The 17,082-nt window shown below is 60.4% G+C and carries 14 protein-coding genes and 1 pseudogene; 2 read left to right on the top strand and 13 right to left on the bottom strand.

What is annotated here, in order from left to right; translation table 11 throughout:
* Window positions 1–6: 6 nt before the first annotated feature.
* Window positions 7–471, bottom strand: coding sequence for a threonine/serine exporter (locus tag ACMGG9_RS02015; protein ID WP_033651687.1), 465 nt, complete (start codon window positions 469–471; stop codon window positions 7–9).
* Window positions 468–1,268 carry a threonine/serine ThrE exporter family protein gene (locus tag ACMGG9_RS02010; protein WP_033641829.1) on the bottom strand — a complete coding sequence of 267 codons (801 nt, stop codon included), beginning with the start codon at window positions 1,266–1,268 and terminating at the stop codon, window positions 468–470. The genes ACMGG9_RS02015 and ACMGG9_RS02010 overlap by 4 nt, the downstream gene beginning before the upstream one ends.
* A 128-nt stretch (window positions 1,269–1,396) precedes the next feature.
* Here ACMGG9_RS02010 and ACMGG9_RS02005 point away from each other — a divergent pair.
* A pseudogene (locus ACMGG9_RS02005) lies at window positions 1,397–2,010 on the top strand (LysE family translocator).
* Between the two features lie 34 nt (window positions 2,011–2,044).
* Here ACMGG9_RS02005 and kefC read toward each other — a convergent pair.
* From kefC to pvcA, 8 genes are all read right to left on the bottom strand, one after another.
* Entirely contained in the window at window positions 2,045–3,898 is a 1,854-nt protein-coding gene (gene kefC, locus ACMGG9_RS02000; protein ID WP_033651689.1) for a glutathione-regulated potassium-efflux system protein KefC, read from the bottom strand.
* Window positions 3,891–4,448 (bottom strand): glutathione-regulated potassium-efflux system oxidoreductase KefF, encoded by a 558-nt coding sequence (gene kefF, locus ACMGG9_RS01995; RefSeq protein WP_033641826.1) that lies wholly within the window; start codon window positions 4,446–4,448, stop codon window positions 3,891–3,893. Before kefF ends, kefC begins: the two co-directional genes overlap by 8 nt.
* A 170-nt stretch (window positions 4,449–4,618) precedes the next feature.
* Window positions 4,619–7,843, bottom strand: coding sequence for a carbamoyl-phosphate synthase large subunit (gene carB, locus ACMGG9_RS01990; RefSeq protein WP_025301533.1), 3,225 nt, complete (start codon window positions 7,841–7,843; stop codon window positions 4,619–4,621).
* Window positions 7,844–7,859: 16 nt separating this feature from the next.
* Window positions 7,860–9,008 carry a glutamine-hydrolyzing carbamoyl-phosphate synthase small subunit gene (gene carA, locus ACMGG9_RS01985; protein ID WP_071845094.1) on the bottom strand — a complete coding sequence of 383 codons (1,149 nt, stop codon included), beginning with the start codon at window positions 9,006–9,008 and terminating at the stop codon, window positions 7,860–7,862.
* Between the two features lie 470 nt (window positions 9,009–9,478).
* Entirely contained in the window at window positions 9,479–10,300 is an 822-nt protein-coding gene (dapB, locus tag ACMGG9_RS01980; protein ID WP_033651691.1) for a 4-hydroxy-tetrahydrodipicolinate reductase, read from the bottom strand.
* 263 nt (window positions 10,301–10,563) lie between these two features.
* Complete coding sequence (locus ACMGG9_RS01975; protein ID WP_033651692.1) at window positions 10,564–11,823, bottom strand: glycosyltransferase; 1,260 nt, start codon at window positions 11,821–11,823, stop codon at window positions 10,564–10,566.
* 25 nt (window positions 11,824–11,848) lie between these two features.
* The gene (locus tag ACMGG9_RS01970) at window positions 11,849–12,712 is read right to left on the bottom strand and encodes a TauD/TfdA dioxygenase family protein (RefSeq protein ID WP_033651693.1); all 864 of its coding nucleotides are present in this window, start codon (window positions 12,710–12,712) and stop codon (window positions 11,849–11,851) included.
* Between the two features lie 95 nt (window positions 12,713–12,807).
* Window positions 12,808–13,776, bottom strand: coding sequence for an L-tyrosine isonitrile synthase (gene pvcA, locus ACMGG9_RS01965; RefSeq protein ID WP_004932937.1), 969 nt, complete (start codon window positions 13,774–13,776; stop codon window positions 12,808–12,810).
* Window positions 13,777–13,967: 191 nt separating this feature from the next.
* Between pvcA and ACMGG9_RS01960 the strand changes: the two genes are divergently transcribed.
* Window positions 13,968–14,894: a LysR family transcriptional regulator gene (locus tag ACMGG9_RS01960; RefSeq protein WP_033641820.1), complete on the top strand. Its 927-nt coding sequence runs from the start codon at window positions 13,968–13,970 to the stop codon at window positions 14,892–14,894.
* Window positions 14,895–15,165: 271 nt separating this feature from the next.
* On the opposite strand, the gene ispH is transcribed toward ACMGG9_RS01960, so the two are convergent.
* The 3 genes from ispH to lspA are packed head-to-tail and all read right to left on the bottom strand — an operon-like array spanning window position 15,166 to window position 17,081.
* Window positions 15,166–16,119, bottom strand: a complete 954-nt coding sequence (ispH, locus tag ACMGG9_RS01955) for a 4-hydroxy-3-methylbut-2-enyl diphosphate reductase (RefSeq protein ID WP_033641819.1) — start codon at window positions 16,117–16,119, stop codon at window positions 15,166–15,168.
* Complete coding sequence (gene fkpB, locus ACMGG9_RS01950; protein WP_016929135.1) at window positions 16,100–16,570, bottom strand: FKBP-type peptidyl-prolyl cis-trans isomerase; 471 nt, start codon at window positions 16,568–16,570, stop codon at window positions 16,100–16,102. Before fkpB ends, ispH begins: the two co-directional genes overlap by 20 nt.
* 1 nt (window position 16,571) lies before the next feature.
* Window positions 16,572–17,081 carry a signal peptidase II gene (gene lspA / locus ACMGG9_RS01945; protein WP_025301524.1) on the bottom strand — a complete coding sequence of 170 codons (510 nt, stop codon included), beginning with the start codon at window positions 17,079–17,081 and terminating at the stop codon, window positions 16,572–16,574.
* Between the last annotated feature and the right edge of the window lies 1 nt (window position 17,082).

The raw sequence follows: 17,082 nt of genomic DNA, 5'->3' as shown, positions 1-17,082 counted from the left end.
GGAATTTCACACGCCGGGGCGTTTGCGGTACAACCACAGACCCGGTAACGACAGGCCGATCGACAACGCGCCGACGATGAAACTGGCCTTGAGGAAGTTGGTGATCATGGTCTCCATCAAAGCCTCGCTGTAGCCCAGATGCGAGATCTCCACCACAGTTATCATCGCGGTATAGGCGGAAATGCCGGGGAACATCGGGATCACCGCCGCCACGGTGAACACCTTCGGATGCGCCAACAGCCAGCGCGACCAATAGATACCGATGATGCCGATCAGGATCGCCGCCAGCAGCGAAGCCCACTCGATGTTCATGCCCACGTGCATCATCAGCATGCGCGAGCCGCGCCCGATTGCCCCGAGCAACGCGCAATAGCGCAGCGCGCGCAGCGGCACGTTGAACACCATGGCGAAGCCCAGCGCCGGCACCGCCGCCAACAGCATCTCCTGCAACAATGCCCACAGCAGACTCATGACCACCCCCGTAGATCCCACAGCGACATCGCCATCACCACGCCGATACAGGTCGCCAGCGTCAACAGGCTGGCCATCGCCCAGCGCGCCAGCCCGGTGTTGACGTGCCCCTTGAACATGTCGGCCACCGCGTTGATCAGCGGGAAGCCCGGCACCAGCAGCAGCACGCTGGCGGCCATCGCCACGCTCGAAGTCTCTTTAAACACCGGCAGGCGCAGCAGCAGCCCGGATATCGACGTCGCGACAAACGCCGTCAGGCAAAAATTGATCAGCGGATTCATATGGCGGGCGGTGAGGATCTGGCGCACCAGCATCGCCGCGCCGCTGGCGATAAAGGTCACCAGGAAGGCGTCGCCGCCGCCGCCGTTGAGCATGCTGAAACACCCGCAGGACAACCCCACCATCAGCACCACCAGCCAGCGCGGATAGCGCAGCGGCCGGATCTTTTCGAAGCGCCGCGCCACGTCGTGCGTATCCGCCAGGTGATGCTCGGCGAGGATCACGATATGCTGCACTTCCGTCACCACCTGCATATTGATGCCGCGATCGACATTCTTGCGGGTCGTGGTCAGGCAGGCGCCGTGGCTGAGGGTGGTCAACACCACCGCATTGGCGGAGATTGAACTTTCCACGCTATCCATCCCCAGCGCCAACCCCAGGCGGGTGGACAACTGCTCCACCACCGTGCTCTCGGCGCCGTGCTGCAACAGCAGCAGCGCGCATTGAATGCACAAGCGGGTGATTTCACGCTGTTGCCGGTGCGGTTCCGGCCTGTCTGTGGCGGTAGTCTGCTGCATGGTGCTCCGTCGCTGGCGATAGATGAATTATTATCATAGAGCCTAACAATACCTCATTGGGTTGATGCGCATCAGAGGAAGCGGCGTTATTATCGCCAACATGCTGCCTTTTGCGCGAGACGCCTCCCATGCTTGAAACTTCACTGTTTGTCGCCGGCATTGCCGCCCTCGGCATGCTTTCCCCGGCCCGGATTTTTTCCTGGTGATCAAAAACGCCGCCCGCTACCCGCGTCTGGCCGCCATGATGACCGCCTTCGGCGTGATCTGCGGCGTCGCCACCCACATGTCCTACTGCGTCGCCGGGCTGGCGGTGGTGATCACCACCACGCCGTGGCTGTTCAACCTGCTGAAATACGCCGGGGCGGTCTATCTGGTGTGGATCGGCATCCAGGCGCTGCTGTCGCGCGGCGGCGGCAAAATGAACGTCAGCAATCTGCCGCAGCTACAGGTCAGCCTGAAGAGCGCCTTTGCGCAAGGCTACCTGTGCAACCTGCTGAACCCGAAAGCCACCCTGTTCTTCCTGGCGGTCTTCACCCAGGTGTTGCAGATCGATTCCGGTCTGGGTGACAAGCTGTGGTACGCGGGGATTATTCTCGGCCTGTCGGTCATCTGGTGGCCGCTGCTGGTGTTTTTGATCCAGAGCGGGCCGGTGCGCCGCGGGCTGGAAAAGACGCAGAAGATCGTCGACAAATTGCTGGGCGGCATGTTGATCGCCTTAGGCATCAAGGTCGCGCTGAGCTAAGCAAAAAAGGGGCGCCATCACGGCGCCCCTCCCCTTATCCTTTGGCTTCCACCACTTCGTCTTCCGGCGCCTTGCCGTCGATACTGCCGCGCCAGCCGGTCTGCTGCACCCGCGCCAGCCGATTCTGATCCTGCTCGATGGCCGCGCTGAGCATCTCCTTGGCCCGCTGCAGGCTGGCGATACGGAATTCAGTATCCTGGTAATTATCCAGCGTATCTTCCAGCATCTTCAGGTTATAGCGACGGAAAGTGTCCGCTTTCTCGCGCGCCTCATAGGCGTCCAGCCCCAGCAGCTCCAGCGTTTCACGGCCGACGCGCAGCGAGCTTTCGAAGGTTTCGCGCTCCGGTTTTTCCACCCCCAACTGCCGCAACTGATACCAATGATCGACGTCGCGCGCCCGCGCCACCACTTTCAGATGCGGGAAGTGCTGCCTGGCCAGCTCGGTTAATGCCAGGCTGTCCTCCACATCGTCGATGGCGTTGATCAGCACCTTGGCGTGAGCGGCGCCGGCCGCCTCCAGCAGATCGGCGCGCGTGGCGTCGCCGTAGAACACCTTGGTGTCGAATTTACGCAGCGTTTCGATATGGTCCGGATCGTGATCCAGTACCACGGTGTGCACGCCGTTGGCCAACAGTAAACGACCGGCGATCTGGCCGAAACGGCCGAAGCCGGCGATGATCACGCTGGCGTTCTCGTCATCAATGACATCAGCCGGGCGATCCTCTTTCGGCGCATTTTTCTCCAGCTGCGCGGCGATCACCAACAGCAGCGGGGTGGCCGCCATCGACAGCGCCACCGCCAGCGTCAGCGACTTGGCCCATTCAACCGGCAAGACGCCGGCCAGCTGCGCGGCGCTGAAGATCACGAAGGCGAACTCACTGCCCTGCCCCAGCAGAATGGCGAACAGGCCGCGCTGGCGCTTCGGCACCCCGAGCAGCGGGCCGATCAGCCACAGCAACGCCGCCTTGATCAGCATAAAGCCCAGCAGCAACGAGGCGATCAGCAACGGATGATGGAACAGCGTGCCGAAGTCGATCGACATGCCGACGCCGATGAAAAACAGCCCCAGCAGCAACCCTTTGAACGGCTGAATATCGCTCTCCAGCGCGTGGCGGTATTCCGAGCTCGCCAACAGCACCCCGGCGAGGAACGCCCCCATCGCCATCGACAACCCGGCCATCTCCAGCAGGATGCCAAAGCCGAACACCAGGAATAGCGCCACGGCGCTGAACACCTCGCGCATGCCCGAACGGGCGACGAAGTGCAGCAGCGGGCGGGTGACGTAGCGGCCAAGCAGCACCACCATCGTCAACGCGCCCACCACTTTGGCCGCCGACAGTACGAAAGCGCCCAGCGTCGTGGTGGCGCCGCTGCTGGCCAGCAGCGGAATCATCGCCACCAGCGGGATCGCCGCGATATCCTGGAACAGCAACACCGCAAACGCGCTGCGGCCGATCGGCGACGGCGTCAAATTGCGTTCGCTCATCGCCTGCATGGCGATGGCGGTGGATGAGAGCGCCAGCGTCAAACCGATCAGCAGCGCCACCTTCCAGTTGAGGCCGAGGAAGTAGCAGAAGGCGCTCAGCGCCAGGCCGCAGCCCACCATCTGAATGCTGCCGCCGCCGAACACCGAGGCGCGCAGCGTCCACAGCCGCTTGGGATCCAGCTCCAGGCCGATGATAAACAGCATCAGTACCACGCCGATCTCGGCGAAGGTCAGGATAGACTCGGCATCCGACACCAGCTTCAGCCCCCAGGGGCCGATAATGCAGCCGGCGATCAGGTAACCGAGCACCGAACCCAGCCCCAGACGCACCGCAATCGGCACGAACAGCGCGGCGGAACCGAGATAGATCAGCCCCTCGATCATCATGTGGTGGTTATCCATGGCTGGCCTCCCGGGTTTCCGCTTCAGCATGTTCCATCAGGTAGTCGACCAACCGCTGCCGGTAGGCTTCGCCGGCGGCGATCAGCGCCGGTTCGTTGCAGGTAAAGGTGTTGTGCAGGGCGAAGTACGGCTGCCAGTTCATGCCGCAATAAATCGCCGTGGCCTGCAGCGGCTGCGCCAGCGCGGCGAAGTTGGGAAAATCGCCCAGTTCGAAATGGTGCTCGTCACCGCCGCTGGTCACCGCCCACAGGCAGTCTTTGCCCACCAGCGCGTTGCCGTCGTGGCCATAGGCCCAGCCGTGCTCCAGCACTTTGTCGATCCACAGCTTCAACAGCGGCGGGAAGCTGTACCACTGCATCGGATGCTGCAGCACCACCATGTCGGCGCGCTCCAGCGCCTGTTGCTCGGCGTTGATATCGATATTGAAATCGGGGTACAGCTCATACAGCGAGCGCACCTCCACCTCGGGAAGATCCCTCACCGCCTGCAGCAGGCGGTGATTGGCATGCGAATGCCGGGGATACGGGTGAGCATAAATTATCAGAATCATTGTTATCGTCGTTCCTTCGTTCCTTGCCAATACACCAAGCATATACCAATCACACAGAGTGACAGTTTGCCCACTGATTGATAGCGGAAATTTTTAACGCCAGCCTACAAATTCACTGAATAAAAAAGGGCGCTGCATCTGCAGCGCCCTGGCGTAGCGTTCTCGCGCGGTTACTTACCAATACGCGCGTGCATTTCCTGCACCGATGTAACCTGCTCGGTCGGATCCGCTTTCAGCGCCATCGCGGTGGCGAAGCCGCCGTTCAGCGTGGTGTCGTAGTGCACCTTGTACTGCAGGGCGCTGCGGCGAATCAGCTTGGAGTCCTCAATCGCCTGACGGCCTGCCGTGGTGTTGACGATGTAGGTGTACTCGCCGTTCTTGATACGGTCCTGAATGTGCGGACGCCCTTCGTGCACCTTGTTGACCAGGCGCGGGTTGATGCCCGCCTCGCCCAGCACCACCGCGGTGCCGTGGGTCGCGTCCAGCTCAAAGCCCTGCTTCAGCAGGCTGGCGGCCAAATCGACCACGCGAGCCTTGTCGCCTTCGCGCACCGACAGCAGCGCGCGGCCCTGTTTCTTCATGCCCGAGTTGCTGCCCAGCATCGCTTTGGAGAAAGCTTCCGCGAAGGTGCGGCCCACGCCCATCACTTCCCCGGTAGAGCGCATTTCCGGCCCCAAAATCGGGTCGACGCCCGGGAATTTGTTGAACGGCAGCACCACTTCTTTCACCGAGTAGTACGGCGGGATGATCTCTTCGGTCACGCCCTGTTCAACCAGCGTTTTGCCCGCCATCACGCGCGCGGCCACTTTGGCCAGCGGCACGCCGGTCGCTTTGGAGACGAACGGCACGGTACGCGCGGCGCGCGGGTTGACTTCAATCAGGTAAACTTCGTTATCCTTCACCGCGAACTGCACGTTCATCAGGCCGCGCACCTGCAGCTCGAACGCCAGTTTCTCCACCTGGCGACGCATCACGTCCTGAATTTCCTGGCTCAGGGTGTACGCCGGCAGCGAACACGCGGAGTCGCCGGAGTGCACGCCCGCCTGCTCGATGTGCTCCATGATGCCGCCAATCAGCACGCGCTCGCCGTCGCAGATAGCATCGACATCCACTTCCACCGCATCGTCCAGGAAGCGGTCCAGCAACACCGGCGCATCGTTGGACACGCTGACCGCGGTCTGGAAGTAGCGGCGCAGGTCGGTTTCGTCATAGACGATTTCCATCGCCCGGCCGCCCAGCACGTAGGAAGGACGCACTACCAGCGGATAACCGATGCCCGCCGCCTTCTCGACCGCCTGCTCGATGGCGGTGACGGTGGCGTTGGCCGGCTGCTTCAGGCCCAGGCGGTTGACCGCCTGCTGGAAGCGTTCGCGGTCTTCGGCACGGTCGATGGCGTCCGGGCTGGTGCCGATGATCGGCACGCCTGCGGCTTCCAGCTCACGCGCCAGCTTCAGCGGGGTCTGGCCGCCGTACTGCACGATAACGCCTTTCGGTTTCTCGATGCGCACGATTTCCAGCACGTCTTCCAGGGTCACCGGCTCAAAGTACAGGCGGTCCGAGGTGTCGTAGTCGGTGGAGACGGTTTCCGGGTTGCAGTTGACCATGATGGTCTCGTAGCCGTCTTCACGCAGCGCCAGCGAAGCGTGCACGCAGCAGTAGTCGAACTCGATGCCCTGGCCGATACGGTTCGGCCCGCCGCCCAGCACCATCACTTTCGGCCGGTCGTTGGTCGGGTTGGACTCGCACTCTTCTTCATAGGTGGAGTACATGTAGGCGGTATCGGTAGCGAATTCCGCCGCGCAGGTATCCACGCGCTTGTACACCGGGTGCAGGCCGTGGCTGTGGCGCAGCTTGCGAATTTCGCTCTCGGCGACGCCGGCCAGCTTGGCCAGACGCGCATCGGCGAAGCCCTTGCGCTTCAACGTGCGCAGGAAGTCTTTGTCCAGGCCGTTGATGCCCGCTTCGGCTACCTGCTCTTCCAGGCGCACCAGCTCTTCAATCTGCACCAGGAACCAGCGATCGACGTTGGTCAGGTTGAAGACGCCGTCGACCGACAGACCGGCGCGGAAGGCGTCGGCGATGTACCAGATGCGGTCGGAACCGGCGTCTTTCAGCTCGCGGCGGATTTTGGTCAGCGCTTCCGGATCGTCCAAGCTCACTTTCGGATCGAAGCCGGTGGCGCCCACTTCCAGACCGCGCAGCGCTTTCTGCAGCGACTCCTGCTGAGTGCGGCCGATGGCCATCACTTCGCCGACCGACTTCATCTGGGTAGTCAGGCGATCGTTGGCGCCAGCGAACTTCTCGAAGTTGAAGCGCGGGATCTTGGTCACGACGTAGTCGATGGACGGCTCGAACGACGCCGGGGTGCGGCCGCCGGTGATGTCGTTCATCAGCTCATCGAGGGTATAGCCCACCGCCAGTTTGGCGGCGATCTTGGCGATCGGGAAGCCGGTGGCTTTCGACGCCAGCGCCGAAGAGCGCGACACGCGCGGGTTCATCTCGATGACGATCAGGCGGCCGGTTTTCGGGTTAACCGAGAACTGCACGTTGGAGCCGCCGGTTTCAACACCGATCTCACGCAGCACCGCCATCGAGGCGTTGCGCATGATTTGGTATTCCTTATCGGTCAGGGTCTGGGCCGGCGCAACGGTGATCGAGTCGCCGGTGTGGATGCCCATGGCGTCGAAGTTTTCGATGGAGCAAACGATGATGCAGTTGTCGTTCTTATCACGCACCACTTCCATCTCGTACTCTTTCCAACCGATCAGCGATTCGTCGATCAGCAGCTCGTTGGTCGGCGACAGGTCCAGACCGCGTTCGCAGATCTCTTCGAACTCTTCGCGGTTGTAGGCGATGCCGCCGCCGGTGCCGCCCATGGTAAAGGAAGGACGGATGATGCACGGGAAGCCGACGTCAGCGGCTACCGCCAGCGCTTCTTCCATGGTGTGCGCGATGCCGGAACGCGCGGTATCCAAACCGATTTTCTTCATCGCCACGTCGAAACGGCGGCGGTCTTCGGCCTTGTCGATGGCATCGGCAGTTGCGCCGATCATGGTGACGCCGAACTCGGCCAGCACGCCCTGACGCTCCAGCTCCAGCGCGCAGTTCAGCGCCGTCTGGCCGCCCATGGTCGGCAGAACCGCATCCGGACGCTCTTTTTCGATGATCTTGCGCACCACTTCCCAGTGGATAGGCTCAATGTAGGTCGCATCGGCCATTTCCGGGTCGGTCATGATGGTCGCCGGGTTTGAGTTGACCAGAATGACGCGGTAGCCCTCTTCGCGCAGCGCTTTACACGCCTGGGCGCCCGAGTAGTCGAACTCACACGCCTGGCCGATAACAATCGGGCCAGCGCCGAGGATCAGGATGCTTTTTATGTCTGTACGTTTTGGCATTTTTTACTGCTCCTGATTATTTGGCGTTAGAACGGTAAGTCTCAATCAGTTCGATAAAGTGATCGAACAGCGGCGCGGCGTCGTGCGGGCCTGGGCTGGCTTCCGGGTGCCCCTGGAAGCTGAACGCCGCCTTGTCGGTGCGGTGAATGCCCTGCACCGTGTGGTCGAACAGCGATTTGTGCGTCACGCGCAGATTCGCCGGCAGGTCGTTTTCATCGACGGCGAAGCCGTGGTTCTGCGCGGTGATCATCACCGTGTTGTTGTCCAGATCCTTCACCGGGTGGTTGCCGCCGTGGTGGCCGAGCTTCATCTTCATGGTTTTCGCCCCGCTGGCCAGCGCCAGCAGCTGGTGACCCAGACAGATGCCGAACACCGGAATGTCGGTTTCCAGGAACTGCTTGATGGCGGCGATGGCGTAGTCGCACGGCTCCGGGTCGCCCGGGCCGTTGGACAGGAAGATGCCGTCCGGATTCATTTTCAGCACCTCGTCGGCCGGGGTCTGCGCCGGCACCACGGTCAGGCGGCAGCCGCGATCCACCAGCATGCGCAGGATGTTGCGCTTGGCGCCGTAGTCGTAAGCCACCACGTGGAACGGCAGTTCCGCGGTGGTTTTGGCTTCCGGCAGGTCGCCTTCAAGCGTCCAGCTGCCTTGCTGCCAGCTGTAGGCCTCTTGAGTGGTGACCTCTTTCGCCAAATCCATGCCCTTCAACCCCGGGAAGCCTTGCGCCTTGGCCAGAGCCAGCGCGGCATCCGGCGAATCGGCGGCGACGATGCAGCCGTTCTGGGCGCCTTTTTCGCGCAGCAGGCGAGTCAACTTACGGGTATCGATATCGGCGATCGCCACGATGTTGTGACGCTTGAGGTAGTCGGACAGGCTTTCTTCACTGCGGTAGTTGCTGGCGATCAGCGGGAGGTCACGAATGACGAGGCCTTGGGCGTGTACTGCGGAGGATTCTTCGTCGGAAGCATTGGTGCCGACATTGCCGATATGAGGATAAGTAAGAGTAACGATCTGGCGGGAATAGGAAGGATCAGTGAGGATTTCTTGATAACCGGTCATCGACGTATTGAAGACCACTTCCCCCACTGCCGTTCCCTCTGCCCCGATGGCCCGACCGTGGAATTGGGTTCCGTCTTCCAGAACCAATAGCGCTGACTTTATCAAAACACCCTCCGAGGAATAATCAATCACAATATTTGCATATTAATTCAGATATCGCGATCTAAATCAATGCAAAAACCGTCCGCGAGGCCAATTTTTGGCAAATTGGGCGCATTTTAATGATGAGTGTTCCGCTTGTCTACCCAAACCGCCATTTTTTGTTTTATTTTTGCAGTTCTCGATGCCCAAGCGGCTTGAGCTGCCATAAAAACACAGAAAACCGGGGCTGGAAAACGGTTGCGGGGAGGAATGACGGAAAACGGCGTCGGAATGGACCAAAAAAGACGCTAAAAAAGCCGACGGTGGAAAAAAAGCAGATAATTAGCAAGGTAAACATAAACAAATACCAGCCTTGACAAGGAAACAACATCAAAACGATATTTATCATGTTAAAAAAAAGGACAATAAAATTATTGCCCTATTATCATAGCATTATGATCAACACAACCACATCACGATGGTATTCAGTTTAGTTATATCCGGTCCAAACTCAGCACGTCACGCATATCAAATAGACCTTTATCCCGACTCTGAAGCCAGGAAGCCGCGCGCACCGCGCCGCTGGCGAAAGTCATGCGGCTGGAGGCCTTGTGGGTGATTTCCACCCGCTCGCCGATGTCGGCGAACATCGCGGTGTGCTCGCCGACGATGTCGCCGGCGCGAATGGTGGCGAAGCCGATGCTCTTCGGATCGCGCTCGCCGGTATGGCCTTCGCGCGCATAGACCGCGCAGCTTTTCAGATCGCGCCCCAGCGCGCCGGCGATCGCTTCGCCCATGGCCAACGCCGTGCCCGACGGCGCATCCACTTTGTGCCGGTGGTGCGCCTCAACGATTTCGATATCGGTATAGTCGCCCATGACCTGCGCGGCCTTCTCCAGCAGTTTCAGCACCAGATTGACGCCGACGCTGAAGTTAGCGGCGAACACGATGCCGATATGCTGCGCCGCATCGCGGATCGCCTGTTTGCCGGCGTCATCGAAGCCGGTGGTGCCGATCACCATCGCCTTATGGTGCGCCACGCAAAATTCCAGGTAACCCAGGGTGCTTTCAGGACGGGTGAAGTCGATCAAAATATCGAACTCGCTCGCCACTTTATCCAGACTGTCACTCACCTTGACGCCCAGCGCGCCGATGCCCGCCAGCTCGCCGGCATCAACGCCGACCAGGCTCGATCCCGGGCGCGACAGCGCCGCCCCCAACACCACGCCTTCCGCCTGCTGCACCGCCTGGATCAATTGACGGCCCATCCGGCCGCCGGCGCCCGCAATCGCAATGCGGATTTGTGAATCTTTCATGCTTGCTCTCTTCTTGATGTAACGCGTATCCCATTAACCTATCGATTCAGGGTAACTGCCCCGCTGCGGCGCCGCCAGAGGATTCATTTCATAATTAGAAAATTATGATATTGCGCTTCTTTCATCAGCGGCGCTGTCGTGAGATTAACATTCAACCGATTTGGCGGCCTGCGACGATTGTACATAATCATGCAGTTTTCATTGCAAAAAAATGCAGAAAAAAGGCGCCGAAAACGGCGCCTGAGGAACGGAGTGCGGCGGGGTCAAGCGGTAATGGCGGCCACTTCGTTGGCTATCGCCGTCAGCGCATCGTGGCGAGCATAGTCCTCCTGCACCAGCGCCGCGCGCCGGCGATAGATCGGCTGTTGCAGAATGCGCGTCGCTGCCGCCAGTATTTGTTCCGCGCTTGGCGTGCTGGTATGCAGGCTGATGCCGCAACCGGCGGCCACCACGCGCGCGGCCGCCTCCAGCTTGTCCTCACCGGTGCCGGCGACAATCAGCGGCACGCCGCTGTCCAGCGCATAGTTGATCGAGCCGTAACCGCCGTTGGTGATCAGCAGCGCCGCCTGCGGCAACCAGTGTTCGAAGGAGATGAACGCCCGCACTCGGGCGTTGCCCGGCAGCGCGTCCATCAGGCCTTCCGTCGCCCGCCCGCCGGTGGTGGCCAACACCCGCACCGGCAGATGCGCCAGCGCTTGCAGCGTCGGCACGATCAGCTGATGCAGATCGACATTGGCCAGCGTGCCCTGAGACACGATCACCAGCGGCCGACGATCGTCCTCCTCCCACAGCGCCTCTTCCGCGGCCGGTTGACCACCGCTGCGCAGCGGCCCGACGAAGCGCACGCCGCTCGGCAGGTCGTCGCGCTCATATTCCAGCGCCGTGGTGGCCAACTGCAGGAAACGCTCGCAGCCGCCGATCAGCGTATCGGTAAACGGGCGATTCAGCGGCCGCCCGCCCGCTTGCACCAACGCGGTATCAAAGCTTTGCTGCACCTCATCAAGCAACACCCGCGTCGCTTCATCCACCAATTGCTCGCGGGTCAGCGCCCGCGGCAGCAGCGCCGGCGGGATGCGCGGGCCATAGAAAATGGCGTCGCGCGAAGAATACGACAGCGGCGTGACGCCGATCCCGAAGACCGGCGGCCGTTCGGCGGACTGCAGCAGCGGCAGCACGCCGTAGAAGCAGTTCTCCACCATCAGCAGATCGGTCTTTTCGGCGGCGATGGCCGCACGCAGCTGACGATCCAACAGTGGGATCGGCGCGGCGAAGAAATCTTTCAGCGCCAGCGCCATCTGCGCATTGCCCGGCGGCAGCGCGGCGCGCTCGGGGAAATGCGCCTCCAGGTGGCGATAGTCGAAGTCCACCTGCGCGTCGAACGGCACGAAGCTCGCCCCAGCCGCTTCGGCGCGTTCGCGGAACAGCGCGCCGGTCATCACCCGCACCTGATGCCCTTGGGCGATCAGGTGGCGAGCGATGGCTAACATCGGGTAGACGTGCCCCGGAGTGGCGACCGCCGCCATCAGTATCCTTGCCATAATGCTCCTTTTAAGCTTCTGCGTTGGCCGGCTTCAGCGCCAGATTGGCGCACACCGGATTGCTTTGAATATGCACGCGCTGCAAATGACGCGCGGAACGGGCGGTAAAGCCCTCGCGGCCGTGCAGCAGCGAGAAGTTGTCCGCGACCACCACGTCACCCTGTTGCCACTGGTGGGCATAATAGTGACGCGGATCGTACAGGTGCTGCTGCAGAGTACGGTGGAACTGTTCCTGCTGCTGCGCCGGCACGCCGTGATATTCCAGCGCGTGCTGGTTGAGGAATTTTTTTCCCTCCGTCGGCGGTTCATTGTAGCGCATGATCAATCCTCTGCCGTTCGGGTGCTGCACCACCAGCGGCGAACAGACTTCGCCGCCGTAATGCACCACCTGCTTGATGCGGTAGGTGATAGACACCGACAACCACTGCTCCAGCAACGCTTCGTCCGCATTGGCCAGCAAGCGCGTGGTGTCGACGAAGGTGGTACATCCGCCTTCGTCCGGCGACGGCGCCGCCACGCAGTGGAATAACTGGAACTCGGGGATGGTCGGCTTATACATGCCATCCCAATGCAGCGGGACGTAGCTGCTGTCGAAGATATGATCCTTGGCGTCCGGATGTTCCTTCACGTCCAGCACCGCACCGAACGGCCACATCATGATCTCGCCCCACTGTTCGGCATAGCGAGTCAGGACTTCCGGCTCGCTGAAACCGGAGTCGAATCCGCGCAGCACCAGCAAGTGGTGCTCCTGCGCCAGCGCTCGCAGCGCCGCCACCGGCAGCTCGCTGACCTTTTGCCCCGGATGCTGCGGCGTCAGGATCGCGCCGAACGGGGTGTTCGGTTGAATGTGGCAATTAAGTGGTTGGTTGTTCATGGTGATTCTCCTTGCATCGAATGTGCTGCTCACACGGCAACGTGCCGTCAAAAAGGCGCCCGTCAGGATTTCGGGCGCAAAAGCATGCAGCGGCCTCAGGCCATCTGCGGTTGTTCGATCAGGTAATGGCTCGGCGTGCCGCGGATCTCAACCAACTCGCCGTCCAGGCTCTGCGCGTCTTTACGCTTCATCAGCACGAACTGGCCGTTCACGTTGGCCGCCACGCCATGCCACGGCGTCAGCCAGTCGTCTTTGGTCGGCATCATGTGGATGCCTATCTTCAGGCTGTCGGCCGGCTGCGGGTGAATCGACAGGCGGATCGCCGCCGGGAAATGCTGGGCCAGCAGGTTGCCCCAGGCCCAGCTGCGCTGGATAACGCCGCAGGCGCGCCGTTTGGCGTCTTTTTGCAGCGCGGCGTTGGAACCGCTGTAGCCCGGCAGGAGGCTGTCTTCATACAAGAAGCGCGTGATGGCGCGATACAGCATTAATCCCTGCTCGTCCTGCATCAGCTGGCGCTTGATCGCCTCTTCCGATTCGGCATAACCGTCCACCAACAGCCGGCGCAGCAGATCGTAGTCATCGGTATGCTCCGCCAGGCCTTTGACATCGCCAAGGTTGAACACGCTCAGGTGGGTTGCGCCCACTTCATGCAGCAGGCTTTCAATCTCACGTTGATAATGGTTGATCGCTTCGTCGCTGACGCGGATCAGATCGCCGAACACGTGGCCGTCGGAACAGATAACGATATGCGCGCCCGGCGGGTAATAGAGTTGAATGCGCTGGCACAGCGAGTTGAGGAAGATCAGCGACAGCCGCTCCGCCATGTCCGGCACCGCGCCTATCACTTTATTGGCGTTGGGTGACTTGGTCGGAAAAGCCGGCAACACGAATTCGATGCGCTGGTCGTTTTCAATGAATGCCCGAATGCGTGGCAATTGCACCTGAGTGACCTGCCGCTCCTCTTCAGCCAGAGAAGCATCGTCGGCGATGAGGCGACGTCGATATTGCAATAATTCACGTAGGATTTTTAATGCTATCTCTTCTTTTTTCTGTGCGCTATCCACAATGAGCTCCTGTTGCGATGTGGCGCGGGTGTATTATTGGCAAGCGCAATAAGATTTATCAAAAAGAGATAAAGCGCATGCAAAATAATAATCAGCCCGGCGTTTATATGCTTCAGGCAATATAGGAAAGATGGTGCTATATTATTAGCCCGTATAACTCACAATCTAGGTTAAGTTGTGCTTAACAAACTATGAGCAATATTTTAAAACGCATGGCCATTTTCTCAAAAGTGGTCGATTGTGGCGCATTCAGCATGGCGGCAAAAGAATTGGGCATGACGACATCGGCCGTCAGCCAGCATATTCGCCAGCTGGAGGAACATCTGGGTATTCAATTACTGTTGCGATCGACGCGCTCATTGAGCCTGACCGAAGCCGGATTGTGCTTTTATGAAGATTGTCTGCTGATGATCCACGCCGCCGAGCGCGGGCAACAGCGGATCGCCGCGCTGCGCGGCGAGCTGGTTGGTGAACTGCGCGTCGCCACCTCGACCGAATTCGCCACCCATTATCTGGTGCCGGCGCTGCAGAGCTTCCTCGACGAACACCCGCGCATCACGCTGCGGTTGGAAATCCACGATGAGAGAATAGACCTCATCGCGCAACGCATCGATCTGGCGATACGCGGCGGCGCGCTGGCTGACTCCAGCTACGTCTCCACGCGGCTGGCGCGCTGCCGCGAAGTGCTGTGCGCCTCCCCGGCCTACCTGGCGAACTACGGGGTGCCGGATTCGCCGCAGGCGCTGACGCAACATCACTGGGTCACCTTTACGCCGCTCGGCAATCCGCAGTTTGTTCGCCTGATCCATCGCGACGGCGGCGAGCACCGCATGCGCATGACCGGGCGACTGTTCACCAACAGCGGCATGGCGATGAAGGAGCTGGCGCTGACCGGCAAAGGCATCATTCGCAATTTCTTCGCCAACGTCGAGCGAGAGTTGCGCAGCGGCGAGCTGATTGAAATATTGCCCGACTGGCGATTACCGGAAATTAATTGCTATGCCATTATGCCGCGACGGGAGATCCAGCCATTAAAAGTCCGGCGATTGCTGGAGCATATGAAGCTCTATTTAAAGGAGAAAGGATTAAACGACCTAGAACAGATTCGACAAGAATAAAATAAGAAACATCTGCAAGACCACTATTGTAATTATTGTAATCACGTTGACGACACCAGGCCCTATTTAGATTGCAGCCTAATGATATTCTATTTAATGACTTCATTCAGCCTATATAATTAATGACGCCACCGCTATTTCAAATACTCAGAATAAATTTGGCTTTAGTTAGCAGAAAATTTGAATATGCTCAGCATTTTATTTTTAATGCCGTTGGCATTCCAAAAAAAACGGGAAGCCTAAGCTCCCCGTTGTCATTCGCTCACGCCCCTCAGTCAATCTGCCGGACGTCCACGCGCAGCTCTTTCGGCACTTCGAACACGATGTTCTCTTCACGCCCGCTGATTTCATGCACGTCGACGCCGCCCAGCGCTTTCAGGCGAGAGATCACCTCCTGCACCAGCACGTCCGGCGCCGAAGCGCCGGCGGTGACGCCGATGTTGCGCGCTTCGCTCAGCCAACTTTCCTGAATATCCGCCGCCGAATCGATCAGATAAGCCGGTTTGCCCACGCGCTGCGCCAGTTCGGCCAGACGGTTAGAGTTGGAAGAGTTCTTCGACCCCACCACCAGCACCACGTCCGCATCGCCGGCCAGGTTACGCACCGCTTCCTGACGGTTGGTGGTGGCGTAGCAAATGTCATCCTTGCGCGGACCGATAATGCTCGGGAAGCGCTGACGCAGCGCATCGATCACGTCCGAGGTATCATCAACCGACAGCGTGGTCTGCGTCATGAAGCACAGGTTATTTTCGTCTTTCACCTGCAGCTTCCACACGTCTTCCGGCGATTCGACCAGGTACATGCCGCCCTGCGGGTTGCTGTACTGGCCCATGGTGCCTTCCACCTCCGGGTGCCCGGCATGGCCGATCAGAATCGCTTCGGTGCCGCGGCGGCTGGCGCGCGCCACTTCCATATGCACCTTGGTCACCAGCGGACAGGTGGCGTCGAACAGCATGGTCAGATCGCGCGCCTTGGCTTCGGCGCGCACGGCTTGAGACACGCCGTGCGCCGAGAAGATCAGGATAGAGCCGTCCGGCACTTCGGCGATCTCTTCGATAAACACGGCGCCACGCTCACGCAGGCTGTCGACCACGTAGCGGTTGTGCACCACTTCATGCCGTACGTAGATCGGCGCGCCATACAGCTCCAGCGCGCGTTCCACGATGCTGATCGCACGATCAACCCCGGCGCAGAAGCCGCGCGGGTTAGCCAGCAATATTTGCATGCGTCTCCTCCTGCTGCGGATCGATCTCCAGCACTTCGATGTCGAAGGTCACCGGATGGCCCGCCAGCGGATGGTTGAAATCGACGGTGATCGAATCTTCCGCCACCGCGCGAACCACGCCCGGCATTTCGCTGCCGTCAATCGCGGTAAACAGCATGATGGTGCCCACGTCCGGCACGCCGGTTTCCGCGAAGTCGCGGCGCGAGAAGAACTGGACCAGATCCGGGTTCTCCGCGCCGAACGCCGCTTCCGGCTGCAGGGTAAAGGCGCGCTTGTCGCCCGCGCGCAGGCCGAGCAGCTGCTCTTCCAGCGGCGCCGACAGGCTGCCGTCACCCAGGCGGAACAGCGCCGGTTTGCCGCTGCTGCGGGTGGATTCGGCGGTCGAACCGTCTTCCAGTTTCAGCGTAAAGTGAACCAGCACCGCACTGTCACTGATAACCTGAGCCGTCATATTACTCACCTTTGCTCTTTGCGCCTTTGTTCGCTGGCGACAGGAAACCTTCCAGCACGATCATCGCCGCGCCCACGCAGATAAAGCTGTCCGCCAGATTGAAGGTCGGGTAGTGCCAGTCACCGACGTAAAAGTCGATGAAATCGACCACGAAACCGTGCCACAGGCGATCGAACAGGTTGCCCAACGCCCCGCCGATGATAAAGGCGTAGGCGATGTTGTTCAGCTTCTGCTGCGCCGCGCTGCGGTACATCATCACCAGCAGCACCGCGACGATGGCGATGGCGATGCCGGCGAAGAACCAGCGTTGCCAACCGCCATGATCGGCCAGGAAGCTGAACGCGGCGCCGTAGTTGCGCGCGTAAAACAGGTTGAACGACGGGATCAACGGCTGGGACTGGCCCAGCGTAAAGTTAGCGAGGATCCACTGTTTGCTGCCGAAATCCAGCGCCAGCACCGCCACTACAACCCACAGCCAACGCAGGCCGGTCGAACAAATTGGTTTACTCATC

Source organism: Serratia sp. BNK-10 (assembly GCF_047456065.1).
Classification (GTDB): domain Bacteria; phylum Pseudomonadota; class Gammaproteobacteria; order Enterobacterales; family Enterobacteriaceae; genus Serratia; species Serratia ureilytica.
This window is presented reverse-complemented; position numbering and strand designations above follow the sequence as displayed.

Coding starts and splice junctions, on each gene's coding strand:
- ACMGG9_RS02015 (WP_033651687.1), bottom strand. CDS start 471: ATGAGTCTGCTGTGGGCATTGTTGCAGGAGATGCTGTTGGCGGCGGTG.
- ACMGG9_RS02010 (WP_033641829.1), bottom strand. CDS start 1,268: ATGCAGCAGACTACCGCCACAGACAGGCCGGAACCGCACCGGCAACAG.
- kefC (WP_033651689.1), bottom strand. CDS start 3,898: ATGGATAACCACCACATGATGATCGAGGGGCTGATCTATCTCGGTTCC.
- kefF (WP_033641826.1), bottom strand. CDS start 4,448: ATGATTCTGATAATTTATGCTCACCCGTATCCCCGGCATTCGCATGCC.
- carB (WP_025301533.1), bottom strand. CDS start 7,843: ATGCCAAAACGTACAGACATAAAAAGCATCCTGATCCTCGGCGCTGGC.
- dapB (WP_033651691.1), bottom strand. CDS start 10,300: ATGAAAGATTCACAAATCCGCATTGCGATTGCGGGCGCCGGCGGCCGG.
- ACMGG9_RS01975 (WP_033651692.1), bottom strand. CDS start 11,823: ATGGCGGCGGTCGCCACTCCGGGGCACGTCTACCCGATGTTAGCCATC.
- ACMGG9_RS01970 (WP_033651693.1), bottom strand. CDS start 12,712: ATGAACAACCAACCACTTAATTGCCACATTCAACCGAACACCCCGTTC.
- ACMGG9_RS01960 (WP_033641820.1), top strand. CDS start 13,968: ATGAGCAATATTTTAAAACGCATGGCCATTTTCTCAAAAGTGGTCGAT.
- ispH (WP_033641819.1), bottom strand. CDS start 16,119: ATGCAAATATTGCTGGCTAACCCGCGCGGCTTCTGCGCCGGGGTTGAT.
- fkpB (WP_016929135.1), bottom strand. CDS start 16,570: ATGACGGCTCAGGTTATCAGTGACAGTGCGGTGCTGGTTCACTTTACG.
- lspA (WP_025301524.1), bottom strand. CDS start 17,081: ATGAGTAAACCAATTTGTTCGACCGGCCTGCGTTGGCTGTGGGTTGTA.